General features: G+C 62.6%; 17 protein-coding genes. 11 read left to right on the forward strand and 6 right to left on the reverse strand.

Annotated elements, in window-relative coordinates; all coding sequences use genetic code 11:
• Positions 1–144: 144 nt before the first annotated feature.
• Positions 145–1,122, forward strand: coding sequence for a tetratricopeptide repeat protein (locus tag ACZ3HL_RS12835; protein WP_465531063.1), 978 nt, complete (start codon positions 145–147; stop codon positions 1,120–1,122).
• Here the strand turns inward: ACZ3HL_RS12835 and ACZ3HL_RS12840 are convergent.
• The 3 genes from ACZ3HL_RS12840 to ACZ3HL_RS12850 all read right to left on the reverse strand — a co-directional run bounded on the left by ACZ3HL_RS12840 (position 1,108) and on the right by ACZ3HL_RS12850 (position 3,176).
• Positions 1,108–1,656, reverse strand: coding sequence for an NUDIX hydrolase (locus ACZ3HL_RS12840; RefSeq protein WP_465530827.1), 549 nt, complete (start codon positions 1,654–1,656; stop codon positions 1,108–1,110). The genes ACZ3HL_RS12835 and ACZ3HL_RS12840 overlap by 15 nt on opposite strands.
• A gap of 45 nt (positions 1,657–1,701) precedes the next feature.
• Positions 1,702–2,829 (reverse strand): hypothetical protein, encoded by a 1,128-nt coding sequence (locus ACZ3HL_RS12845; protein ID WP_465530829.1) that lies wholly within the window; start codon positions 2,827–2,829, stop codon positions 1,702–1,704.
• 149 nt (positions 2,830–2,978) lie between these two features.
• Entirely contained in the window at positions 2,979–3,176 is a 198-nt protein-coding gene (locus ACZ3HL_RS12850; RefSeq protein WP_465530831.1) for a hypothetical protein, read from the reverse strand.
• A gap of 843 nt (positions 3,177–4,019) precedes the next feature.
• On the opposite strand from ACZ3HL_RS12850, the gene ACZ3HL_RS12855 reads away from it, so the two are divergent.
• From ACZ3HL_RS12855 to ACZ3HL_RS12865, 3 genes are all read left to right on the forward strand, one after another.
• Positions 4,020–4,877: a helix-turn-helix domain-containing protein gene (locus ACZ3HL_RS12855; RefSeq protein ID WP_465530833.1), complete on the forward strand. Its 858-nt coding sequence runs from the start codon at positions 4,020–4,022 to the stop codon at positions 4,875–4,877.
• A gap of 361 nt (positions 4,878–5,238) precedes the next feature.
• A complete protein-coding gene (locus tag ACZ3HL_RS12860) occupies positions 5,239–6,933 on the forward strand; it encodes a DUF262 domain-containing protein (protein WP_465530835.1) in 1,695 nt (564 codons plus the stop codon).
• Between the two features lie 311 nt (positions 6,934–7,244).
• Complete coding sequence (locus ACZ3HL_RS12865; RefSeq protein ID WP_465530837.1) at positions 7,245–10,451, forward strand: DEAD/DEAH box helicase; 3,207 nt, start codon at positions 7,245–7,247, stop codon at positions 10,449–10,451.
• A 118-nt stretch (positions 10,452–10,569) separates the two neighbouring features.
• On the opposite strand, the gene ACZ3HL_RS12870 is transcribed toward ACZ3HL_RS12865, so the two are convergent.
• On the reverse strand, positions 10,570–11,319 hold the full coding sequence (locus ACZ3HL_RS12870; RefSeq protein WP_465530838.1) for an HNH endonuclease: 750 nt from the start codon (positions 11,317–11,319) through the stop codon (positions 10,570–10,572).
• 353 nt (positions 11,320–11,672) lie between these two features.
• Here ACZ3HL_RS12870 and ACZ3HL_RS12875 point away from each other — a divergent pair, with 353 nt between their 5' ends.
• From ACZ3HL_RS12875 to ACZ3HL_RS12885, 3 genes are all read left to right on the forward strand, one after another.
• Entirely contained in the window at positions 11,673–12,584 is a 912-nt protein-coding gene (locus ACZ3HL_RS12875) for an SRA domain-containing endonuclease (RefSeq protein WP_465530840.1), read from the forward strand.
• Between the two features lie 202 nt (positions 12,585–12,786).
• The gene (locus tag ACZ3HL_RS12880) at positions 12,787–13,614 is read left to right on the forward strand and encodes a hypothetical protein (RefSeq protein ID WP_465530842.1); all 828 of its coding nucleotides are present in this window, start codon (positions 12,787–12,789) and stop codon (positions 13,612–13,614) included.
• A 561-nt stretch (positions 13,615–14,175) separates the two neighbouring features.
• On the forward strand, positions 14,176–16,269 hold the full coding sequence (locus tag ACZ3HL_RS12885; protein ID WP_465530844.1) for a tetratricopeptide repeat protein: 2,094 nt from the start codon (positions 14,176–14,178) through the stop codon (positions 16,267–16,269).
• 270 nt (positions 16,270–16,539) lie between these two features.
• Here ACZ3HL_RS12885 and ACZ3HL_RS12890 read toward each other — a convergent pair whose 3' ends face one another.
• Positions 16,540–16,809 carry an integrase core domain-containing protein gene (locus ACZ3HL_RS12890; RefSeq protein ID WP_465531065.1) on the reverse strand — a complete coding sequence of 90 codons (270 nt, stop codon included), beginning with the start codon at positions 16,807–16,809 and terminating at the stop codon, positions 16,540–16,542.
• A gap of 273 nt (positions 16,810–17,082) precedes the next feature.
• Between ACZ3HL_RS12890 and ACZ3HL_RS12895 the strand changes: the two genes are divergently transcribed.
• On the forward strand, positions 17,083–20,802 hold the full coding sequence (locus tag ACZ3HL_RS12895) for an AAA family ATPase (protein ID WP_465530846.1): 3,720 nt from the start codon (positions 17,083–17,085) through the stop codon (positions 20,800–20,802).
• Between the two features lie 533 nt (positions 20,803–21,335).
• Here the strand turns inward: ACZ3HL_RS12895 and ACZ3HL_RS12900 are convergent.
• Positions 21,336–21,734 carry a hypothetical protein gene (locus ACZ3HL_RS12900; protein WP_465530848.1) on the reverse strand — a complete coding sequence of 133 codons (399 nt, stop codon included), beginning with the start codon at positions 21,732–21,734 and terminating at the stop codon, positions 21,336–21,338.
• Positions 21,735–22,043: 309 nt separating this feature from the next.
• Here ACZ3HL_RS12900 and ACZ3HL_RS12905 point away from each other — a divergent pair, with 309 nt between their 5' ends.
• The 3 genes from ACZ3HL_RS12905 to ACZ3HL_RS12915 all read left to right on the forward strand — a co-directional run bounded on the left by ACZ3HL_RS12905 (position 22,044) and on the right by ACZ3HL_RS12915 (position 25,715).
• Positions 22,044–22,715, forward strand: a complete 672-nt coding sequence (locus ACZ3HL_RS12905) for a Crp/Fnr family transcriptional regulator (RefSeq protein ID WP_465531067.1) — start codon at positions 22,044–22,046, stop codon at positions 22,713–22,715.
• Between the two features lie 67 nt (positions 22,716–22,782).
• Positions 22,783–23,688: a hypothetical protein gene (locus ACZ3HL_RS12910; RefSeq protein ID WP_465530850.1), complete on the forward strand. Its 906-nt coding sequence runs from the start codon at positions 22,783–22,785 to the stop codon at positions 23,686–23,688.
• Positions 23,688–25,715: a hypothetical protein gene (locus ACZ3HL_RS12915; protein WP_465530852.1), complete on the forward strand. Its 2,028-nt coding sequence runs from the start codon at positions 23,688–23,690 to the stop codon at positions 25,713–25,715. Before ACZ3HL_RS12910 ends, ACZ3HL_RS12915 begins: the two co-directional genes overlap by 1 nt.

Below are 25,715 nucleotides of genomic sequence, written 5' to 3' on the forward strand. Positions count from 1 at the left end.
CCCTTGAAAGCCGCCCGGAATGCGCTTGACTGGAGTCAGGAGAAACTCGCACGAGCAATCAACGCGCGTGCAGCGGCACACGGATTGCCCGAACGCTCGGTCCCCAGCCGGAAGACGGATATCTCCCGGTGGGAGAACGGCCATGTGGTGCCCGAACCGCCGATGCGCGCCGTCCTGCGCGAGATCTACGGCCGAACCGACGACGATCTCGGGTTCCCCACGGGCGAGTTCGCCGGCCCCTCAGGCGATGAGCTGGCCGAACGGCTGGTCATCGCCCGCCGCGTGGACGAACAGACCATCGAACTGTTCCGCGACGAGGTCATCAGCGTTCGCCATGCCGACCGTCGGTTCGGATCAGCCGCGAGGCTCGAACGGCTCCGCGGACAGATCACCGAGATCGAGGGCCTGCTCAGGCATACCATCCTGCGTCGCGACAGGGCTCCGCTGGCCGGCGTGCTCGTCGAGGCGTCCACATTGGCGGGGTGGAACTCCCTCGACATCGGCTCACTCGCACAGGCATGGACGCACTACGAACGCGCGAAGTACGCGGCAATGGAGTCCGGATCGACCGGATTGCTTGCTCACGCCACAGCTGAGCAGGCATTCGTCCTCATCGACACGGGTAACGTCGATGACGCGCTCGCCCTGTTCGAGGAGGCGCGTTCGATCGGCGAGCGCGCCCCGGAACTGCTGCGTGCCTGGCTCGCGGCCGCTGAGGGCGAAGGCCACGCGATCGCAGGTCACCGGGACGAAGCTCTCCGAGCGTTCGACGAGGCCGACACGCTCCTACCGAACGAAGTCGTCCACCCGGAGCTTCCGTTCGTCTTCCTCGGCGGCAGCCATCTCGACCGATGGCGCGGCAACGCGTTGGTACACCTCGGCGCCCCCGAAGCGATCGAACATCTTGAACGCGTGGTCGATGATGCCCGGTCGACATCCTTCGTTCGCGCCGGCGCCGCCGTGTATGTGGATCTCGCCCTCGCCTACAGCGCATCGGGTGACCGGGAGGCCGCCCGAACCTACGCACAGCAGGCTCGGCGGATCATCTCCCAGGTCGGCTCCGTGCGGCTACGACGTCGGCTGGAACGACTGGTGTTGCCAGGCGACTCAGACTCGGCGTGAGTTGAGGTAGTAGAGCAGGGACACCAGCGTGCCCGATCCCAGCAGTTCCTGACGCTGCGCAAGCTCGTTGACCCTCGACAGTGGCACCCACTCCACCCTGCCGACTTCTTCCGTGTCGGTGGGCTCGCCGATGTGTTCGGCCTCGCGCCACAGGTACACATCGACCGGCGCCGTGACCTGGCCTGGCAGCGGCTCGAAACTCACCAGATGTTCCGGCTCACCGACCGGCTGCCAGCCGGACTCTTCGGCCGCCTCCCGCGCGGCCGTCCCAGCGGAGTCGTCGCCGTCGTCGACCATGCCGCCCAGCAGCTCATAGCCCCATTGCTCGGTAGCGAACCGGTAGCGCCACAGCATCAGCGCCTCGTCCTGGTCGTTCACGATCAACGCGATAGCTATCCGCGCGAGGTGCACGACGTGGTAGTCCCAGCGCTCGCCATTCGGCGCCTCGACGTCCGTCAGCCCGACCTTGACCCACCGGTTGTCGTAGACCAGGCGTTCACCGAACGTCTTCCACGACCCATGCTCGTCAGTCACGCCGCGAGCCTACGGCTGGCAGTTGCCCGCAGTACCACCTCCCGCTCAGTCTTCGCGCCCCGAAGCGATGAGCTGGGCAATTCGACGTTGCTGCCGCACAGACCCGATTTCGACAGCAAGGGCACGAGCACGTGCTGCGTGCGCTCGGCCTTCTTCGTACTCGCCCATCGCGACGAACGCCTTCGCCAAGTCCACTCGCAACGCGGCCTCTGCACGTGTGAACGTCGGATCGAGACGGCTGAGCGCTGTCGAAAGCACGCTTACCGCCTCCGGCTCGCCGATCCGGGCGAGCGCGTGCCCACGCCACCTCGCGAGATGAACAGGATCAAGCACCACGTAGGGACCGTCCACCGCGGACACGTCGGTCGGCAGGAGGACTGCGGCACGATCGAAGGCCAGCAGACTCGCTGAACGCTGCCCGTCTGCCGCAAGAGCTTCACCGTGCGCGGCTGCGAGCCACGCTCGAAGGAGGCGGCCGGCTAGGTGCCGGGCCTGGCGCTCGGCAGCGCGCAACAGGTCGACTGCTGGTCCAGTCTCGCCGACGTCGATCAGCACAAAGGCCTGTTCAGCGAGACAGTGGACTTCGAATGCCTCGTCGCCAGACTCGCGAGCAGCCGCCTTGGCTTGCTCGTAGAACTGCCAGGACTCGTGAACGGAACCCAGATCGAGCCTCTGCCAGCCAGCGAGCGTGCCGAACTCGGCAAGTAGAGCGGCAAGTCGGCCACGAACGTCCGAGGTGAGGCTGTGGGACCGCAAGCGCGCGATTTGCCGGATTTTGGTAGCCACCTCTTCGTGAGCTGTTGAGGCACCCAGCTCCCGATCAAGGCGCCGGACCGAGGACAACTGGCTGTGAAGCAGGGTCAACACGTCTGCGTTCACACGGCGAGCAGCGCTAAGCCGCTGCCGGAGTTCCGCATCCGGGTCTTCGGCGGAACCGCGGACGGTACCAGGTGATGACAGCAGCTCGCCGATTTCGAGACCGAGCATCCGTTCGAGCAGGCGCGCGGTAGCCGGCCGCGGGCGGCCGACCGGTGATCCGTCGGGCTTGCGTCCCGAGATCAAGCGCTGCAGGTGTCGCACGCTGAGCGTGCCAGGCTCACCGAACCTGCGCGCGAACCGCTCGGCATCCTCGACGAACTCGGCGAGCGTCTGATTCCGCTCCCGGAGCTTCATCTCCAGCACTGTCCGCGGTAGGTCGTCGCTGCCGCCACCAGCCGTCATCTCGCCCTCCCGGCGTTCATGCTCCCCGCGAGATGTCCTCGCTATGTCGCCCGCGCGTCCTGTCGCCTAAATGAGCGCATAAGGCAAGCTGATTTCATACCTTACAGCCCGTTGTGGCTGGTCAATCTGTAGGTAGCGGAGGACTCATGCGCGACGTACTGCGGCCGGATGTAGCCGCCGGGACATACGTCACCTGGCACAGGAGCGAGGTTGACGGGCTCGATCACGCCGTAACCGACGAAGCGTTCGCGCGCGGCCGAGATGACGACCTCGGACGATACGAAGGACTCTGCGGTCACGTCGTGCTGCCCTTCTCGATGCTCGTTCCACCTGGGCGACCTTGCGGCCGCTGCAAGGCGTACCTGTCAGCTCGGTCGACGCTGTCCACCATCGACCAGCGCCTCCGCGCGCCTCAGCACCGCAAGCCGTCGCGCTTACGCCGGCTCTTCCAACCTTCTCCTGGCGCTGATGCTCGGAGGCCGTGTGCACGGCATTTGCGGAGCACTGCTCGAACCCGCGGGCTTTCGACTTCGAGCGCCGCTCTCTGCACTGCCGAGCTATCCCGCGGCAAGTCATGACATCGCCAACCGACGCCTCGATCCCCGTCTTCCAGCTTGAGCTTGACCCAATTCTGCTCCTGCCGATCCGGCTGTTCGTGCTGTGTCTTCTCGCTGACGTCACGTGGCAGGAAGAGGGCGCTCTTGCGACGCGTCTTCGCGTCAGCTCACGAGTCCTCACCCCTCATGCCGACCAGCTGCTCGCGGCCGGGTACCTAACTCGGCACGAACGGCATCGAAGCCAGCTACGACTCACCGAACTCGGCTTCGAGCAGCTCGCCGGTCACGTGACCGCGTTCCAGCGAGTCGCTAGCCGAGCCGTAGACCTCGTCGCTGCGCAACGCGCCGGTCCACTTCACCGGTGTGACACCTGATCGCCGTCTCCCCAAAGGCTCGCCTCCAAGGCGACTCGTGACGGGTGTGACGGCTTCAAAGCCAGCCGACCCAACCGTCACACGAGGCGTTCCCGCAGGTCATTGCCACTTTCATGTGTCACAACGCCTTCGACGGCACGTGTCTCGCGAGACGGCCGAGCTGTCCCCATGTCCAGCACGGCATTCGCCACAACACCCCGAGCAGGAACTGGTGAAATCGAAGAACCGGCCTCAGTTGTCTACGGCAAAGCAGAGGGAGTTGGGTGCAGAGCTGCGCCGGATCCGTACGCGAGCCGGATACCTCGCAACCGACATGAGCCGCATGCTCGGCTGGCCAGCCTCCACGATCTCGCGCCTGGAGAGCGGTCTACGCAGCTATCAAGCCGGCGACATCGCCATCTACCTCGCCCGAGCGAAGGCCACTCCTCGCGAACTCGACGACCTCGTCGCACTAGACCGCCTCCCCGACGACGGCTACCAGGTCAGAAGCCACCCCGTAAGCTTCCCCGACGATCTCCCGCTTATCAACGTGCTCGACACCGGCAGCCAATCCATCACGACCTACGACCCTCACGATATCCCGCGACAACTCCAGATCGAGCCCTACATCCGCGAAGTCCTCACCATGACAAGGCATGTGGACGGGCCAGCCCTCGATACGAAAGTGCAAAGGCGACTCGCCAGTCAGCGACTTTCCATTCGAGTGCCAGGTACCATAACCTTCTATGTGCACGAACCCGCCCTTACCCGACCCGTCCAGGACGTAACAACCACTCACGAGCAGGTACTACATCTCCTACTCGCATCTTCGCTACCGAACGTGCGCATTCACCTTGTTCCTGCCGATTCCACAGCCGCCAACATCTACACCAGCTTCACTCTCTACGAACACGATCAACACCGTCCGGCGCTCCACCTTCAGCAGCTCACAACCAGCCTCTTCCTGGAGAACGACAATGACATCTCGCTCTTCACCGGACTGACAGAACAGATCGCCAGTAAGTCTCTCACTCGTCAGCAGACTCGGGACTGGCTCACCGGACGTCTAGTCGACCTCGAACTGCGATGACGCCTAGACGGTAGGCTTCGACAAGGAGCCTCAGAGCGAATGAGGCGCTATCGCGACTGCTCCCAATACTCGCGTATCTACTGGACGGAAAGAGTCGCGAAACGCCGCAATATCGAGATCAAGGCCAGAATTCTTGCGAGCACTACAGCACGCAAAATAGATCATACTCTAATATTTACTCTGACCATATATCCGTTCTGTCAACATCAATCTCAACTCTCCATAGAGAATGAAGCTACCGCTGCATCCACAACTAGGGTTCAAGTGGCAACGCCTTCCCTGTGGCATCCATTGAACGCTATGCGATCCTTGGGCGGCGTGGCGACGTGCATGGTGCACGACTTGCCAGTAGCATGCAATCATGGGAATTCGAGGACAAGAGTCAACTATTCAGCAAATACTAACCGTCTATCGCGTTGCGGTTCCCCGTCATCAGCGACCGTACAGCTGGGAACTCTCAGAGTTGCGCGAACTCTGGCAGGATCTTATTTCGTTCTATGAAAAATACCAACGCAGCCTTAGTGGGCATCAATATTTCTTAGGCAGCATTGTTGGTCAACTAAAAGAGAACGGTCGCGTACTCGAGGTTCTTGATGGACAACAGCGACTTGCCACACTAACCATTCTCCTGACTGTGGCGCGCGACGTTTTACACAGCGAGGGCGCTCTCGATCATGCTAGCTCTATTGATCATGCATGCATCACGGACATGCCGAGTTCTTTAGATGGCCCACGCGAGTATCGGCTTCGCCTCGGAAAGTATGACGACAGTTTCTTTCGGCAAGCAGTGTTAATCTACCCTCCAGATCAACGCAGGAAGGTAACAGCAAAGACAGCAAGCCAGCGAGCAATACTAAAGGCTCAAGCTTTCTTTGTTCAGCAAATCGAAAAGTACTCGACAGAACAAAAGATATCAAAATCAGCTCTGGCAAAAGCTCTTTATTCGGTAGTTATCAACAATGTGACTGTAGTTCAGGTGACTTCTGACAACTGGGACGATGTCACTGAAGTCTTTGAGCGTCTCAATGATCGAGGGAAAGATCTATCGACGCTCGACCTTCTTCGGGTGTATCTTATTGGAGAACTCGCCCCCTCTCAGCAGGGCGAAGCAGAAGAGGCCTGGCGCGCAATTTATGAGCTGTCAGATTCCGCACCCAAGGTAGACACATTTCTTCGACACAGCTGCATTACGCACATGGGCGACGTTAAGACCCATTCACTGTATCGCGTAATCAAGGCGGCAATGGATAATAATGACGCCTCTCCGCCCTTTGACTCACCAATTGCCCTAACTCAGAGCTTGGCAGCAGATGCGGATTTCTACAAGAATGTCCTGGAGGCCTCGCATCCCGATGACTCATGCGCGCACTGGCTTCGGGCGATCAACACCCTTGGAGCGAAAAGCCTTCTGCCAGCTGCACTAAGCGCACAGATTACTTTAGTCGAAGATGACTCTAAGCATGCAGAGATTCTTCGCCGATTGGTTACTACTTTCGTCCGCTGGAATGTCATCCAGGGAGGCGAGTCCACCGAACTCGAGGAAGCCGCTTACCGTGTTGCGCGGTTGATTCGCTCGAAGCGATCTCTAACAAGTGTGACAGCACTACTTCGTCCATTCCTTGGCGAAGATTCGGTTTTGGCCAGCAAGTTTGAGGAACTAACACTGGCTCGCAGTGGATACCAAAGGTATATTCTTGAAGCTATTGAGGACCATCTTCAGAAGCCTCCGGCGGGGCATCGACCAGAAAAGACCTTGGCCGGGTCTAAAACTCTCTGGATTGAGCACATCTACCCGCGGTCCCCTGACTCAACTTGGGGGAGGTGGAGTGATCACGACGACTGGATTAACAAGTTGGGAAACCTTACCCTTATTCACAAAAGGCTCAATAATTCAGCCAAGAACAAGGAGTTCCTTTCAAAGAAGTCAACTTATGCGGAATCATCTCTCCGCATTAACAGGTACTTTGAAAGGGTACAGTCATGGAGTCCAGAGGCGCTTGAGAAGCGACAGAGGTACATAGCGAAGAGCGTGCCGAAGATTTGGCCTAGGTTCTAAATTTGGCGACGCACTGGCCAGCATCTGCTGCGCATATAGCAAGCCAAGATCCGCATCTTCCATCACAATCGTCAATGAGTCTGTTGGCCAGCCAGGCGACTCTTACCTACGAAGGAGCAGATGAAAAGTCTCTCGATGACGCGCTGCTGCATACCGACTTGCTAAAGCGGACGGTTAGGGCGACAAGCCATGGCTCCCGCATGCCTGTCAGTCGACATGACTTGACCTTGCCGGCACGTGGAGCACGTGTCGCTCGTCCGGATGTGTCAATGAGCGGGCTACCATGTCATGTTCCGCCGAAAGGGGTAACCATGGCAGCTGGATGGCGGTCGCCGGATGTCTGGGCGACAGCGGAGACGGTCGACGGTAACGCTGTGCAGCAGCTGCTGGTTCCCACGTCCACGGACTTCACGCTCAGCGCAGTTGATGAGCCGTCCGGGTTGATAGCGCAGAATCGGTTCGGAATCTGGCCTGCCACGCTAGCTGGGACGTCTGGTACCCCGGGCACGCTGAAGTTGAGGGCCGGACCAGGAAGCAGGCCCGGCGGGCCGGTAGTCATCGGCGACTGGGTTGGCCCGCGCGCTCGCTGGTCGTCTGAGACGGTACTTGACTCGTACGACGATGTGCTCAGTTTCCAAGAAGGAACTCCGGAACGCGCCGGTTTGAGGCGTCCACAGCTGGGGGCGCTACACGCAGTGCTGGGGTATTGGACGACCGGGCGTGTCGCTCCAGTGACGGTAGTGATGCCGACCGGTACGGGTAAGACCGAGACGATGGTGGCGTTGCTGCTGGCGGCCAGGTTGCCGCGGCTGCTGGTGCTGGTGCCTTCGGAGGTGCTGCGTAGTCAAATCTCGAGCACGTTCATCAGGCTGGGTGTGCTGCACGAGCTGGGGATCGCGGGACCGAGGGCGATGCGTCCGGTCGTCGGGCAGCTTTGTAGCGGGTTGAAGTCTGTTGAACAGGCGGAAGCGTTCGCTGAGGCGTGCAACGTCATCGTCTCGACCCCGCAGGCCTTGACCGCGTGCGCCCCGGACGCGCGGTCGGCGTTGCGGGCACTGTGTTCTCACCTGTTCGTCGACGAGGCGCATCACGTCGAGGCACGGACGTGGGCCGACACCAGGGACGCATTCGCTGCCAGGCCGGTCGTGCAGTTCACCGCGACACCGTTCCGTGAGGATGGTCGGCACGTCGAAGGTCAGATCATCTATGACTTTCCTCTGTCGGAGGCACAACGGCACCGCCTGTTTGCGTCGATCAACTACACCTCGGTGATCGACTTCGTCGACACCGACCGAGAACTGGCGCGGCAAGCGGTGGAGCGCTTGCGTCGCGATCGGGAAGCTGAGCTGGATCATCTGCTGCTAGTGCGGGTGAAAACCACCAAACGCGTGGACCAGCTGCTGCCGCTCTATCGCGAGCTCGCCCCAGAGTTCGCGCCGGTCGGCGTCTATCACAGTCTTTCGACGAAGGCGAAGAAGAACGCGTTCGCCGCGATGCGCAGCCGCGACTCGCGAATCATCGTCTGCGTGAACATGCTGGGCGAGGGATTCGACCTACCTGCGCTCAAAGTCGCCGCTGTGCACGATCCGCAGAAAAGCCTCGGTGTCACATTGCAGTTCGTCGGCAGGCTGGCACGCACGTCCACCAACGCCGCGCTAGGAGACGCGTCGGTGTTCGTCGCCCGCACCGAGTATCACGTCGACGACCGGTTACGAGCGTTGTACGCGGAGAACGCCGACTGGAACGACGTCCTACGGGATCTGTCGGAGGCAGCGCTGAGCGAGCAGCGTGCGATCGGCGAGTTCGAGGCTGGGTTCACCAGCGCCCCGGACGAGGTCATGCTGCGCACGCTGACCCCCAAGATGAGCACCGTCGTCTATCAGACCCATTCGGACGAGTGGACGCCGGAGAGGATCGTCGACTTCTTCGGCGAGGACAACCTGCTCACCAATCCGATCGGCCTGAACCCGGTCCAGGGTGTGGCGTGGTGCGTCGTTGCGTCCCGCTCCACCGTCTCCTGGGGTGACGTGAAAACCGTTGAAGAGCTGACGTATGAGCTGTTCGTTCTGTATTTCGACCGCCGGCGTCGCCTGCTATATATCAATAACTCGGCCAACAGCGGTTTGTTCCCCGAGCTGGCCGAGCATGTGGCCGGTCCCTCGACGCGGTTCACCGGGTCGAAGGTGTACCGGGTGATGGGCGACATCACCCGGCTTGTGCCGACCACGGTCGGCGTGCTCGACGTCCGCAATCACTTCCGCCGGTTCTCCATGCACGTCGGCGCGGACGTGGCCGAAAGCTTCACCACCGTCGAGTCGCAGACTAAGACGCAAACCAACATCTCCGGATCCGGATACCGACAAGGCGATCGGGTCAATATCAGCGCTTCGATCAAAGGCCGGATCTGGAGCCATAACAAAGCTCCGACCGTGAAGCACTGGCGAGACTGGTGTGACACCGTCGGCGACAAGCTACTCGACGACACCATCAGCATCGACGACATCATCCGGCACTTCATCGTGCCCGAGGAGCTAGATGCCCGGCCTGACGGGGTCTTGCTGGGCGTTGAATGGCCTTGGGAAGTTCTTGCATCCTCCAGCGAACAACTGAAGCTGACGTACGACAAGCGACCCTACCCGATGGTCGACGTCGACCTGCGTCCCTGGGACGAGGCCGAGACCGGCCCCCTGCGCTTCTGCGTGAGCACCGACGCGTGGACCGTCGCCTACGAAGCCGACTTCACCGACGGACGCTTGATCTACCGCTGCTCCGAACCTGACGAGATCGAGGTCAGCACGAGCCGATCTGGCACACTCTCGTTGAGTGCGTGGCTCACCGACCGATACGGCTTGACGTTCCTGCTCAACCGCGACCGCGTCATCTACAACGACAAACTCTTCGACCCTAAACAGAAAATCGCGCCGTTCCCACGCGAACAGCTTCGGGTGCTGGACTGGGCCGGCACCGACCTGCGAGTCGAGTCCCAAGGCAAGACGAAACGCGTCGACTCGATCCAAGCCCGAGTGATCCGCCAGCTCCGGACGGATCAGACATGGGACCTTGTTGTCGACGACGACGGCAAAGGCGAGATCGCCGACGTCGTCGCCCTTAAAGTCGATGCCGACGGGCTGCTCATCCACTTCTTCCACTGCAAGTACGCTGGCGGCGATCCCGGCGCGCGAGTCTCAGACCTGTACGAGGTGTGCGGGCAAGCGCAGAAAAGCGTCGTCTGGCGCAGCCGAGCCGACATCGCTCCGCTATTCGTGAATCTAGAACGCCGCGCCCGGCGCAAGCATGAGCGCACCGCGGTCAGCCCGTTCGAGGTCGGCGGCATCGCCGACCTGTACCGGCTGCGAGAACAGGCTCGTGTCCTCAAGCCTTGCCTTGAAGTCACTATCATCCAACCCGGACTATCGGCCAAAAAGGCCAGTGGCCCCCAGCTGGAGCTGCTGGCGGCCACCGAAACCTATTTGCGTGGCACAGCCAACGCGCCTCTACACGTGTGGTGCAATCGGTAGGCCAGAATTGCTTCCATTCGAAATAGACCAGGCGCGTTGTCGAAAGTGCGAAAAACTCGTACTGACCGACCGGCGCCCACGGGCAGATTCTGAACGATACGCTATAAAACTACTTCTATCAGACCAGCTTGTGACGGACGCGTTTGTCATTGGAACGCAGAACTATCAGGCATCCATCAGTAAATGGTGCTGGCGGCATGTACCCTCCGGTGATCAGCCCGTGCCGGCTTCCGCCTAAGACGATGATGCCCATTTCTCGCAATGCGCCCAAATCTTGCGCCAGAGACGTCTTCGCTTGACGAACTGCTTGCATGCCCTCAGCGAGCACATCCTCACTGACGTCACCCCAATCTTTCGCATTCTGCAGGAATGACGCCGAGCAGTCGAGCTCGCCAGAGGTTGCACCTTCCTCGGCAAGTTCTTCGAGATAGAAGCGGTCGGCTTTACTGACGATCTCCCATACGTCACTACCTGTCTTCAACAACCGAAGCGCGAATGCCTTATTATCCGCGTCAAGCTCAAATCGAATTGGTTCAGGAGACTTGCCGAGTGCCTGCTCAACCCAAGCTTCATGCTTTACCTTAACCTGCTTGAGGTGGGCTGACGTGTAATACCCTGGTTGATCATCGACTGTTTTGTGGTCGGTACGGCACAGCAAGACCAGATTTTCGTATCGGTCAGTATCCTCAGGAACACATTCGCCGTACCGAGGGCCGCCAGGTGAGCGTGCTGCAATATGGGCTTCGTCCCCAACGACACCCTCGTGGTCGGCTGACGTTCGCTCGGCGACGAGCGCTCGGCGGCACATTGCGCATCGGTTGCCCGAGCGTCCCCAGAGGATCTTGCGATCCTTGTCGCTGATACTCACTACCACATGATGCCGGATGCACTCTCCGTCCCCTTGAAGAACCTCCGACTCATCGGCCTCTTGCTCACTGAGCATGGTCGCCTGGAGCTGAGCCCGAGCCGGCGCCCTTCTAGACACCCTGACCTCTGTGCGGCATGCGCTCGCCGTCGAGCCACGCCTCATCACAGCCAGGATCGCCTACTCCTGCGACCAGGACCTGAGCCGAGGTGGTCCGGCGGCGCAGACCACGTCCCCTCAGGCCTCTACCCGCAGAGCACCGAACTGGGACAGCGCGATCGCCTTACCGGCAAAGCACAGAAGTATGATAGCTTTTTAGGGTAGTTATCAGACCTAAAACTGAAGGGTTAACGAGATTGCTTGAAGGCTTGACCCCCGGAGATGAGCTACCTCGGCGCGAGGTACACGCACGCTATGGAGGCCGTCAGCAGGGTGGCATCGGTCCCTCGAGCCGCGAGAAGGTTGTGCTCTTCTTCACCGACCCCGTCAAAGGCCAGCAGCACGGCTACTACGACGGCTGGGACACCGACAACCTCTTCCACTACGTCGGCGAAGGCCAGCGCGGCGACCAGCAGCTCACCCAAGGCAACAAGTCCATCCTCAACCACCGCGCCGACGGACGAACCCTCGAAGGCTTCCGCAGCCGCGGCACCCAAGTCACCTACCTCGGCGAGTTCGAACTAGTCGACCACTACTTCACCGACGCCCACGAAACCGGCGACCCCGACACGCTGCGGCAAGTCGTCGTCTTCAAACTCCGCCCCCTCACCCAGGTCCCAGTCGATCTACCCGCGCTCCCCATCAGCCCAGTAACCGACCCTCGGGTCGACGTCGTGCCCGTCGAAGAGCAGCACACCGAGCGCGCCTTCGTCACCCCCGACCGCGAGCCCTACGAACTCGAACGCCGCGAAGCCACACTCGTCAACCACTACCGACAACACCTCCACCGCCAAGGCCACACCGTCAGCCGCCTCCGCGTCGTCCCGCCCGGCGAAACCCAACCGCTCTACAGCGACCTCTGGGACGAAACCACCCACGAACTCATCGAAGCCAAAGGCAGCGTCACCCGCGACCGACTCCGCCTCGCCGTCGGACAGCTCCTCGACTACGGCCGCTACGCCAACGCCACCAACCACGCCGTACTCGTCCCCTCCCGCCCCCGCAACGACCTCATCGCCTACCTCCACCACGCCGGCGTCACCGTGATCTACCCACACAACGAAACCTGGATCCGACTCACTCCCATGGAAGATGCTGGAACTCAGTAGCAGAAAACCGCAAGCAAATCCTACGACTTTCGATTCAGAGAGCCTGCGAGCTCGATCGACATATTTCCCGTTGTCCAATAGAACCCGAACATCGCAAGGAGGCAACTTGACGACGGCCGCAGAATCCGCATCCAGTTGACCTTGACAAACATGACAACTAGCGCCTTCAAGTTGGACGAGATGATCATTTTGGAAACGACCCATGGTTGACCTGAACTTCGCATACGATCACGCGCTCCGGGTGAGCGCTGGGCCAAGTAACGCCAGCGTGAACCTGATGCCAGGTGCAGGCGCTCATCGGTTTGCAATCGCCGTGACCATGACGTCGGTCGGTTTAGCAGAGGGGTTGCCGATCCAACTGGGCGGCGAGCTGTACATGGAGGTTGACAGCGCACGCCGGTGGCTTGGGCCGCTGCATATCAAACAACTGACGACTCACGGGTATCAGACGACCGAGCAGTTGACATGCACCCTCATTAACAGTCAACTCCTGTCCATCGAGGAACTACGGAACGGCCGCGACATTTCGCTACGACTCCATCTCGACGCCGTACTGCTCCATCCCGTTAATGGCTTGCACCCGGTCGTCCAGGCGCAGGAGGTAGCCCTGATACCAGCTGAGGCATGGGCGCGACAGCTTGACAGCCTCGGAACCGCGGTTGCGATGGAGGTCTTGGTGCCACTTCCATGTGACAGCAGCGAGCTACGAAAAGCAGCCAGCCGTGTCCGAGAAGCCAAAGGGCACATCATCGACGGCAAGTACGAGGAAGCCATCATCAAGGCCCGCGCCGCGCTCGACTATGTGAGGGGTGTGAATCTTGTGGACTCGTCGGCACAGCTAACGAAAGCACGGCAACGTACGCAATCACAGCGATGGAGCGTCCTGGTCGACAGCCTCTACAGCCTCGCCAGCGGCGCAAACCACGATGACGAAGTGACGAACAGCTTCGTGTGGAGTAGGGATGATGCGGTCATGGTCGTCGCAGCCGCGGCAGGACTGTTGGGCAGGCTAGCGAACGGCCCAAAGTAGAGGGGCGAACTTCCGCGGACAGACTGGCCCAGCGGAAAGCGCGGCCCTGTCCGCGACAGCGGACGCTCGACTCGGCCGTTGCGTTAGACTGCGGCCCCATAGGATCGCCGGGCCCCAGGAGCTAAAGGAGTTGATGTTGAGGCATTGGTGGCGAGGTCTCGCCGTGGCTCTTCTGGTGATCGGTGTGGCAGCAGGACTCTGGGCGCTGCTGCGGTTCGGCCTTCCGGCGTGGCTATCGAGCGAGAATCATCCGCTAAGACCCGCGATCGAGGGCTCAAGTTGGGTTGTAGCCATCCTTTCGTTCCCAGTCGCCGTCTCAGCGTTCGTACTCCAGTTGCGGACCGACCGGCGTAAAGGGACGCCCACGAGCGCGCCTCCTCAACCTGACGTCACCATCAACGACGGCGTCCACAGTCACGGATCGGGGCTGACCATCGGGGTCATGACCGGCGGGCAGGCAGAGAATGGAAAACCCGAACAGGACCCTACCGGTCCGGCAAGGGCGTAGGGCAGTCCTTCCCGGAGCGTGGTAATGCCCAGGCCGAGAAGTCCACAGCCATCATGTACGGCGGACTGAACGCCGAATCGGGCGGTTTCAGCATCGGACAATCAGGACCGTTAACCTACAACAGAACGATCATCGTCGGCTCGGTTCCTCCGGGGTCTGAGCTGTCGGTCCCGAGACTGGTACCGATCGACGACCTCGACCCGTTCGAGCTCGAAGTTCACCGCGCCATCGCAGCCCCGGACGAAGCCGAGTCCGCTCTTCCGCCGCTTCCCCGATACGTATCACGGCCGCACGACGACGAGCTCGGCCAGATCGTGCAGCGTGCCTCCGAAGGCACGAGCGAGGTCATCGTCCTCGTCGGCGGTTCTTCGGCTGGCAAGACAAGGGCGTGCTGGGAGGCAATTCAGCACTTACCGGCGGGGTGGACAGTGTGGCACCCCATCTCACCCTCTCCGGCACAGGCCGTCCTCGACGGGCTGGCACACGTGCCACCGTACACAGTCGTGTGGTTGAACGAACTCCAGCATTACGTGGTGTCGCCTGAAGCCACTGTGTGCGAACAACTCGCCGCGAGCGTGCTCGAACTTCTCCGTGATCGACAGCGCGCACCAGTGCTCATCGTGGGAACCATCTGGCCGGAGTATCTCAGCGGGATCACCGATGTTCCTTCTCCGGACGAGGTTGATTCGCACCCACAAGTCCGCGTCCTCCTCAAGGGCAACCAGCTGCCAGTTCCCTCTCGGTTCAGCCAGGAGGAATTGGTCGCAGTACGCGCTGCCGCCGGCGGCGATCCCCGTTTGCGGCAAGCGGTTGCCTTCTCACGGTTTGGCGAGATCACACAGTACCTCGCGGCGGGCCCGGCTTTGGTGGAGCGTTACCAGGCCGCTCCGTCTCCTGCTCGGGCGGTCATCGACGCCGTACTCGACGTCCACAGGTTGGTCGATGCCCAGGATTCACCTCAGTCCTTTTTGGAGTACGCGGCGCCCGGCTACCTGTCCGACTCCGAATGGCAGTCGACCGGCGACCAGTGGTTGGACCAGGCAGTGACTTTCGCCGGCGCGATGTGTCGCGGGGCATCTGGACTCGTGATGCGACGGAGACGGAAACCAGGGCAGAGCCCGACCGGCGAACCTGCCTTCATCTTGAACGACTACCTGGCGCAGTGGGGCAGGACGAGCCGATACTTCGAGGTTCCGCCGGCGGAGTTCTGGCAGGCAGCGCGTGATCATTTCGCGGACACCGAGGTCCTCCTCTCGCTCGGCTCTGCCGCGGCACACCGGTGGCGCCTCCGGCACGCGGCTATGTTGTACGAGCGAGCCGCAGAATTCGGGAACCTCCGAGCGCTTGTCCTGCTCGGCGAGATGCACGCCCGGGCCGGCAACTTCGAACAAGCCGAACCCCATTACCACCGGGCCGCGAACCTGGGGAACTCAACTGCGCAGATCGAACTGGCGCGCCTTCTCGACGCCCGTGGTCAGACCGATAGCGCGGAACGATGGCTGTTGTCGGCGGCGGACAAGCACGATGCCCGATCTCTGCAAATCCTGGCGCAGCTGGCTGAATCAGCAGGAGACAAGGTTCGCGCGGAACAGTGGTTGCGAGAAGCGGTCGAAGCAGCCGGTTTCCTGCGCGCACGACCGCTCCGACAGCTAGCACGCCTGCGCGCCGAAGCCGGCGATCAACACGAAGCCGCGGAACTCCGTGCGCGGGCGAATAAGGGTGTTCAGACCTTCACTCGACGGCCACTCTCAGACATCCAGCAGCGAAGTGGCGGTCCTGACAAGCTCGAGCAGAGCCTCCGGGAAAGGATCTCCGAAGCGGAATCTGCGGGACGCCCAGCTAGCGCGATCGACCTTGCTCTCTTGGCGGAGGTGCTCGAAGACAAGGGGAACCGTGATGAGGCGGAGACTTTCGCAGAGCGAGCAGCATTTGCTGGAGACCCGTCTGCGTTTGAGATGCTGGTCGCCTCACGCGGCAGGAACGGGGAGGAGCAAGAGGCAGTGCGATTGGCGCGACGCATAACAGACGCAGGGAATGCCAACGGTCTTATGATGATAGTAGATGCCTTTTCCGACGACCCTCACTGGCAACGTATTCGCCGGCTTGGTCTTGAGCCAGATGGTACTACGGCCACGGATTGGTTCTAATCATCTGGGACCAGAAGCTTCGCCCGCCTGCTCCTCGAGCTTCACGAGCTCGTCAACCGTTCGCTGCTAGGCGGGAGCGAACGCGGCACACCACCCAGACCTTCGACGGGTCGCGAAGGGCTCCAGCCAGGGGCATCTTCGCCTTCCCGCACATGTACGGCACTGCTGCGAACTGGGCTCTGGTGATCGCGTGCTGCTGGCCTGTGGGTGCCGAGAACTGTGTCACGTCATGCGACCTGCTGATATTCGTGGATCAGTCCGCCGAGCCGATCACGTCGACGAACCCGTACCGTGCCGGTCATGCGGTCGGGTACCAGGACTTGATCGGGCAGCCGTTTGACGCAAGGAGCGATGGGGTCGATGGTGGTTGAAGTGATCGACATACTCGGCCAGCACTTGCTCCAAGTGACGCTGGTTGACGATGAGTATCCGATCCAGACACTCGCGACGCACCGTGCCTACCCATCGCTCGGCGATCGCGTTCGCCCGAGGAGCTCGAACAGGGCTCCGCAGGACGTCGATGCCGACCGACGTGAACACCGCATCGAATGCGGCCGTGAACTTCGCGTCACGGTCGCGGAACGCACCGACGCGGTGGAAGATTTCGCCCGCAGTTACCTCGCACGCGGGTACACCGTCGAGCAAGAAGCCCCAGCACGCGCCACCCTGCAACCGCTCCTATAGGTCAGCCGACGGCCGCGCGGTTGATCTCGAGGCCACACCAGAGAGGTTCGAACAGCATCCACAACGACACGTCTTCCCTGGCATAGGCTGAACACTCACGAGTTGGACCTGCAGAGTAGGGAGGACAGCGTGGTCTATGTGCAGCACCTCTCCGTACGAGTGCCGTGGCATGACAACGGCTGGGACGGGTCGGTCTGCCGCGATCCGCTGGGCAACAGTTCGTGCCTGCTGCTGAAGAACATCGGCGAGAACCGGTGGGACAAATTCGAGGTCGCTAACGCCGGAACACCGATCGCCGACCTGCCTGCGGACAGCGTGCCGTGCGTCGCCGAGCGGAGTACGTTTCTCAGCCCGCACGCTCAACTCGTCACCAAGAAGCATCCGTACCGGTGGACGTCCGCGCTGAAAGGCATCGAGGAGAAAGCGATCCACGTGCCGCCGTGGTCGGTTGCGGTGTCGCCGTACTTCTGGCTGCACCGAGCGAACCTGAACGAAGGCGTGCTGCCGTACTTCAAGGTTGACGACTACAGCGCGGACGCCGAGCAGGAGGCCATCGAAGCGCTGGGCTTCGAGCCGCCGTGGGTGCTGCATGGGGACAACCAGCAGGCCGCGATGACCGAGTTTTTCCGCGATGTACATAAAGGGCAGTCGCTGGTCTTCTTTTACCTTAAACATTCCCCGTTCGAGGACGCAGGCAAAATACTCGTAGGCGCGGCGACCGTCGCCGACCTCCAGTTGCCTGGCCGCTGGCCCGGCAACACCGCGTTCCCCAACCACATGTGGGAGACCGCGCTGAGCCACACGTTGCGCCCAGACGGCACGGGCGGCATCCTGCTTCCACTCCAGGAACTCGCTGCGCTCGCCGAGACGGGAACCGACGTGTCGGCGGCGCTACCGGTTGCGCCGGAACAACACCGCGAATTCTCGTACCTCACCGAGCATGTCTCGGACGACGTCGCGGTGGCGGCGTTGCTCGAACTCCGCCGGGCCGCAGACGCCGCCGTCGAACTCGGCGTCGACGTGCCGGCGTCCGCCGTCACATGGCTCGACACTCAGCTCGGTCTCACCTGGCGACGCCGCGGTCCTTCACCCGGCCTACCTGCCGTACTGCCGCAGCTCGGCTGGGCGCACCCGACTTTCGCCGCGCACACCATCGCTGGGGCCACGCCGGACGGCGGCGACCCGTGGGACGTGTTGGTGGCAGCCCTCGAAGACAGGCCGGCGCCGGACATCGTGCGGTACTTGGCCACCGAGCCACGTCGGCGAATCTGGCGCTCGCTAGACGCGAAAACCAAGCGGGTGCTGCGGCTGCTTGCCCGGTTCGAACTGACCGAGGATGAAGTTGGGTGCGTCGTTGACCGGACGACTCCTATCCCGATCGAGTACGCCGACTTGTTGCGCAACCCGTACCTCCTTGTCACGTACACGGTGGATGGTGCAGCACCGATCCCGTTTACGGTCGTTGACCGGGGCTGTTTCCCCGAACCGGCCTTGGCCGCCCGACACCCGTTGCCGATCGACGAGTCGTTCGCCGACGTCATCGACCCCCGACGGATCGAGGCCGCACTGACCTGGGTGATTGCCACCGCGGAAGCGGACGGGCATACGCTGCTGCCGATATCGCAGGCGATCGAGCGGGTGCGCCAGCTGGCGGTCGCCCAGCCGCTCGACCTCACCCCGACCGTGCTGACCGGCCTCGGCCTGGCACCGGACGACCTCGATAACGACCCGGACCCGGACAAGGCTCCGCTCGCGCGAACGACCCTCGCGGATGGCAGCCCTGCCTACAAGCTGCGGTCCGCCATCATCCGAGGTTTCAGTATCACCGAGTTCGTGGACTACCTGCACAAGTTGGGCCGACATGATGTACCGAGTGACTTGTCAGCGGGAATCGACGAAATCCTCGGCCCGATCAACGCCGACGACCATCAGGAACAGCGAGCCAGAGAAGAAAAGCGCGCAGCGCTGGCGGAAATGTACGCCTCCCGGGTCACGCTGCTGAATGGCCGCGCAGGCACTGGGAAAACGACACTCGTCGAGGCGTTAGTCAAACGGCGGGAAATCCAGCAGAAGGGTGTACTGCTGCTCGCGCCAACCGGCAAGGCCGCCGTCCAGTTGACCAAGAAAGCCAAGAGCCCGGCCCAGACACTTGCCAGCTTCCTCGGCAAGACCAAACGCTACGACGGGGAGACCGGCCGATACCTCGCTCTCGGTGACGACGCGCGAAAGGCCCCCAGGGTCGGCACCGTCATCGTAGATGAGGCGTCCATGCTGACCGAGGACATGCTCGACGCGCTACTCGACGCGCTGCACCCGCCGGACCGACTCGTCCTCGTCGGTGACCCGCGCCAGTTGCCACCGATCGGCGCCGGCCGTCCATTCGTGGATCTGGAACACGCCGCTCGCCTGGACCACGACGGTTCCTGGCCGCGTGTCGCACCCGGCTGGGCAGAGTTGACCGTGCTCAATCGGCAGCGAGGAGATGAACGCGACGACCTGATGCTGGCCCAGTGGTTCAGCGGCGACGAGATCTCGGACGGCGAGGAAGAAGTATGGGACCGGCTGCGCGCCGGCATCACGATGCCCACCCTGGCCGCCGTGCCATGGCAGGGCCGCACAATCGCCAACGTGGTGGACGACGTACTGCGCGACGAACTTGACGTGATAACCGGTGACGACGGCCGCAGCTTCGCCAGGTCCTACGGCGCTACCGTCGACAAGTGGGTCAGCTACCCCGAAGCGCCAGGGAAATGCGAAAACTGGCAGATCCTCTCTCCGGTTCGCGGCCGGGCACATGGCACCGTGCAGCTCAACCGCCACCTCAAGCTCACACACCGGGAATTCGAGCTGAAGAAGGCCACGAGCCGGTACCGGTCTGTGCCGAAACCACTCGGTAGCGAGCAAATTGTACTGGGCGACAAGGTGGTCAACCTCGCCAACCAGATGCTGAAATCCTGGGCTCCCAGCCAGCAGGGCAGAGCCAGGAGCTATGTCGCCAACGGTGAGATCGGTGTGGTCATCGGCCAACTCGCCGGCAAGGGCAAGAAAGCGCCGTGGGAAACGCAGGTCGAGTTCTCCACCCAGCCGGGCACGCGGATAACCGTGAACAACGCGGTGAGCGACGACGACGCCAGTGTGGAGCTGGCCTGGGCACTGACCGTACATAAGGCGCAGGGCAGCGAGTTCGGCAGAGTCTTCCTGATGGTCCCGACCGGCACCCGCGCGCTATCCAGAGAACTACTCTATACCGCGCTGACCAGGCAGACCGACCGGATTGTGCTATGCCACGAAGGCTCACTCGCCGATCTGATCATGCTTACCCGAGCGACTGGATCGGACACCGCCCGCCGGTTCACCGACCTGGTCCGCCCGGCCGACCCGCGCCTGGCGGTCAGTCCAGACGGCCACGACCTTGGCGTACTCGATGCCGGCCTGGTGCACCTGACCAGCAATGGCGTCCTGGTGCGGTCAAAGAATGAGGTGATTATTGCGGAGATCCTGAATGAGCTCGCCCGCAGCTCGTGGTCTTACGAGCAACGCCTCACCGGCTCGGATGGGCGGGTCAGGTTGCCTGACTTCACCATTGAGGCACCCGACGGCCGCACGATCTACTGGGAGCACCTCGGCCTCCTGCATGACCCCAGGTACCGCAACGGCTGGGAGAAAAAGAAGGCCTGGTATGCCGGGCAGGGAATCCTGCCGCTGCAGGAAGGTGGCGGTGAGAACGGCAGTTTGGTATGGACGGACGATCGGACCGGCGTGGATGTTCCGGGATGGCGCGCGCTCGCTGAGTCTTTCCTCTCCGATGGTCCGCGTCGGCCTAAGCGCCGCCGCAGTGGGGGTCGGTGATTATCCGTCGCTCGTGGCCGAGGAGATCAAGCTTGCGCTCACCGAGTGTCTCTCCACCACGTCCGCGCTGGCCGACGACGAGGCGCGTCCAACGCCGTCGTCAGCAAATCTGTCCGGACACAGTGCTGCCCTGCCAGCGTAACGGTCCGATGCTCGGATCAAATGCCGAGAGCCTACGAGGGGTGCAGTGTCACGACCGACCGCTAGACCGGCGCACGCCATCGGGCCGAGAGTAGCCAGTGCCTGCCCCTTGCCGAGATTGCCGATGTCGGTGTGCCATTGCTGACTTGGTGTCGGTGGCACACCGGAGTGAGTGTCGGTGCGGATGTCTGGGCTGTCAGAGTTGTCGCCGGAGCATCGGGGCGCTGCGGCGTGCTGGCCGATCATTTCATCGTGGCCCATCGTCATGCGACCGCCGGCTGAGTGCAGAGCACCGACGGAGCACGGGGATTCGACAGTGTTTCGACCGCGACAGGATCCGCGCTGGGCCACTGGCTACGAAGCTCCCACAGCGGGCGAGCTACCGATCGGCTTCAGAACTTGATTCCCCCTTGGATATCTCGGGCTTGCACCACGTTGCCGCCGATGTGACCGGAGATGTGGTTCGTCACGCCGTCGGATTCACCGTACTGCTCGACAGTTGCTCGTTCCCATTCCTGCCGCAACTGCTCGCCGAATGCTGGGTCGGTGACCTGCATTTTTTCGAGGGTGGCGGCGAGTTCGTTCACTTCCGCAGAGTCCTCTGCGGCGCCTTCCGCGGCATCGAGTACCGCAGTGGCGTCGGGGTCATCGGCGAACCTAGCTTTGATCAACTGGTACAGGCCAACTACCGCACGTCCCGCAGCGGCAGCGGCGATCGACACAAGTACAGGCTCAGGCATAGCAATCCCCTCCGTGGCGCGCTGATAGCGCATCGGCTCGCTGGTGAGCATAAAGGGCTAAGTCGTGGCACGCAGGCACCTACGCCATGACGGTAGTACGGTCGCCGCCACTCCGGTGGGGAACATGCCTGTGTTGCGGAGACGCTTCGAACGAAGTTTGTTCTGGCATAGCCGAGCTGAGCCAGCAGGTTGCCGAGATCGAGCTAGTCTGTCAGGCCCAACCTCGGCGAAGCCGGGCCTTTCGCTCAGCGATGCCGCCAGGACGGCCCCGCCCCGGCGCGGATTCGTATGAGGCAACAGGTCCGGCTGAACGGGTGATTCGCCCGACAATCAGCCTCCGACCAGCTATCGTGATTGGTCGTGCCAGATGATCATGCACACCGGGGGTTTCGCGCGCTCGTCCCCGAACGCACCTGGTCGACATTGTGCAAGCTCGGCTTCCGACGCGCGTTCAGCAAGGGCGAGCCCATCTTCGTACGTGGTGCCCCGGCGACCTCGGTTCTGCTGCTGACGTCCGGGCGGGTCGAAGTGGGGTGCCACACCGAGGACGGCGACTACCGCCTCATCGCCCTGCGCGGCGCCGGTGACGTGATCGGAGAGGTGGCGTTCGAGGTCGGCGGGGTGCGCACGGCCGACGTTTACGCGTTAGAACACTGCACAGCGTTTGCAGTGCCCTCAGGCACTTTCGAGCGCGTGCTCGTCGCCGACGGTGTCCACCGGGAGGTCGGCCGGTACGTGGCAGCCAAGCTGCAACGGGCGGGCCAGGACTCGGTGGACATGTTGAGCCTGCCCCCGTTGAGGCGGATCGCACGGTTGATGGTGCAGTTAGCCGACTTGGCCGAACCGGGACATGACCCTCGCCTGATCCCGCTCTCGCAGACCCGGCTCGGTCACGTGCTGGGGCTGTCCCGCAGCCTCGTGGCCGGCCTGGTCGCCCAGCTACGCCAGGAAGGCGTCCTGAGCGCCGAGCGCAACTTGACCGTCGAACGGTTCGACAAGCTCCGCCGCCACGCATACCCGACTCTAAAGTGACACAGGTCACTTCTGTTCGTCTTCTGGTGGACATCACCTCGCGGCCCCGCAGGCCACAGTGCTTCCCATGACTGAGGACACGCACTCCCCCGCCGACGAGCTGCCGCCGTACCACGCGGTGCTGTCGGTGGACGTCAAGAACTTCAGCGGAGTCACCCCCGCCGACCATTACGCGCTCACCGAGTTGATCCCTACCATCCTTGAGCGTGCGTTCGAGCGGGCGGGCCACGCCGCGGTCTGGGCGGACCGTCGATTCCCGGCCGGTCGTGGCGACGGGTTCGTGGTCGGCTTCCGCCCGGAGACCCTGCCGATACTCATCGGGTCGTTCCTCGACGCCCTGCAAGATGAACTGGCCTACCACCACCGCATGCGCCTCGGCCAATCCGGGGAGCCGACCCGGCTGCGGGTGAGCGTCGCGGTGGGCCCGCTGATCGATTCCGGGAATGCTCGGCTCGGAGACGGCTCAGGTGCGGCCATGGTCGAGACACACCGGCTCCTGGACTGCGAGCCGGTGCGCGAGCTGCTCGCCAGCTCCGAACCTGAGGTTACGTTCGTCGCCGCGGTGCTCTCGGCGCGCGTTTACGAGGACGTTGTGCTCTCCGGGTACGCGGCGAAGGCACCGGGTGAGTTCGTTCGTGTCCCGGTGTCGGTGAAGAGCTATGTGGGCGACGCCTACCTGCACGTGCCGAAGCCCTCGGGTGATCTGCTGTCCCGGGGCATCGGCACGCCGGACGAGCTGGTTCCCAACGATCCGGTTTCGCCGAACGAAGCTCCCGAAGCCGACACCGCGGTGACCAACACGATCAACGGCACCGTGTACGGGAACGCGTTCCAAATGCGGGACCAGTATCGCTGGACCGACAAATCCCGGCACTCGCATCAACACACCGTCGGCGACGGGAACATCGTCACCGGTGGCAGCGTACGCGGCGGTATCCGACAGAACGTGCGCAAGAACGGGAAGAAGGACTGATGACCACCACGGACAGCTTCACAGCCCCCACCGACAGCACCTCGGTCACCGGCGATGGCAACGTGACCGTGGGCGGCGACGTCACCGGCGGCATTTCCGTCGACGTGCAGAAATCGGGAGACATTCTCCAGCTCTTCGGAACCGGCAGCGGGTTCCGGGACCTGATCGTCCGGGACGAGATCGATCCTGGCCACCTCCGCTGGCTCAAGGACCGCTTCGCCGAGCCGCACGACTTCACCGGAATCGTGAACTCGTTGCGTGCCAACAAAGTCGTCTTCCTCTACGGCCGCCCGCACAGCGGACGGTGGACGGCCGGCGTCTTAGCGCTCAAAGCCGTATCTAGCGCCGAAACACCGACGATCAACGTCATCGAATTCGATGAAGACACCCAACTCAACTTGCGCCGCGTCGCACAGAACGCCCACATCCTGCTCGACCTGACCAAGACCGACAACGACGTGCTCGACAACGCCGAAGGCCAGCTCAAGAGCTTCCTAGGTACCGTCACGGCCGCGAAAGCCCATCTCGTCGTGCTCCTGCCCGAACCGCCACCGCCCGGACTGCAGGCGCTCTACCAGGGCCGGACCAAGCAGCTCATCGAACCGCCTGCCGGGGACGTACTGCTCGCCCACCTGCAGAAGACCACGATCCCCGCGGAGATCTCATCCAACCCCAAGATTACCGACGCGCTCGCATCGGCCCATCCCGCCGACGCGGCCTGGCTGGCCGACCTGATCGTGCGAGAACACCACCTCGCAGGAGAAGGCACCGCCATCGACACCGTGGTTGAAAAGGCGGTCCTCGCCTACGGCAACTGGACGACCGAGCTGATCACCGTCTTCGACAAGGAAGAAGACTGGAACCGACGCAGCCTGATGCTCACCGTCGCCCTGCTCAGCGGCTGTTCGACCGAAACCCAGTACTGGGCGGAACGCGAGCTGCTCACCATCGCCGGGTACCCGCCCCCACCCGGGAAGCTGCTGGAGGGCCGTGGCTTCGCCGGCCGACTGACCGAACTCAAGGGCGTTAGCTCCGCCGACGACCGGGCACAGTTCGACCGCTTTTACTACGACCGTTCGGTCCTCCGGCATGTCTGGCACGGGTATCACGAACGCCGCGAGGAATTGGTGGATTGGGTGACCGCGCTCGGACTTGGGCAGCGGCTCCGGTTGGACGATGACGCCAGGGCCGGCCTGGTGAGTCGCTTCCTCGACCTCTGTGCGTCGCAAGACGCCGCCAAGTTCATCACGAAGGTGGCTGAAAGGTGGACAGGCTCTGGCAAGGCGATGCCCGCCCGTATGGCCGTCGACCTGGTCACCGCTGGGGCGCTCGACGATCGCAGCGCTCCAGTGGTGCACCGTCAGCTGAACGATTGGGCCCGGAAATCCGACCTCACCCCCGAACTCGTCAATCTTGTGCTGGCGGTGTGCCGGTCCAAGTTCGGCCGCAAGCACACAGACAAGGCGCTTACCCGGCTGGGCAACCTCGCCCTGCACAACGACCGGTGGGTCAACGACGAGGTCGTGGCGGCCGTGCTCGCCCTTGTCCGCGACAACGGCGCGTTCCCGCAGGTGCTGGCGAAACTCGACGAGTGGCTGCGCAGCGGCAAGGAACGGCAGCGGGCCGTCGCGGTACGAATCCTGCGCGAACTGCTCTCCGCGGACGCCGGCGAGTTCATCGGGGTCCACCGGCAGCCACTGGTCCGGATCTGGCGGGCCCAACTGGCTCTGGAAGACCACGCGCTCGTCCACGAGGCGATCGGATCCTGGCTTGACCTGGTAACCGCCTCGGACCAGCAGGCTTTCCTACTGGGTGTACTCGGCGAAGCCGCGGCAACGTCCGACGCGCCGGTCACGCAGATCGGCGCGGTACGCATGGCTGCCGACCGCTGGCTCGGATTCATCCCCCGCTATTGGGAAGACCACGACCGCACCGACCCCCGCCTCGCCGTACACCAGGCACTGGCAGAAGAACTACTGAACAGGCATCCGTTCACCCCACAATTCATCCGAAACGAGGACTCCTGA

It is taken from the genome of Amycolatopsis sp. NPDC000009 (assembly GCF_055563465.1).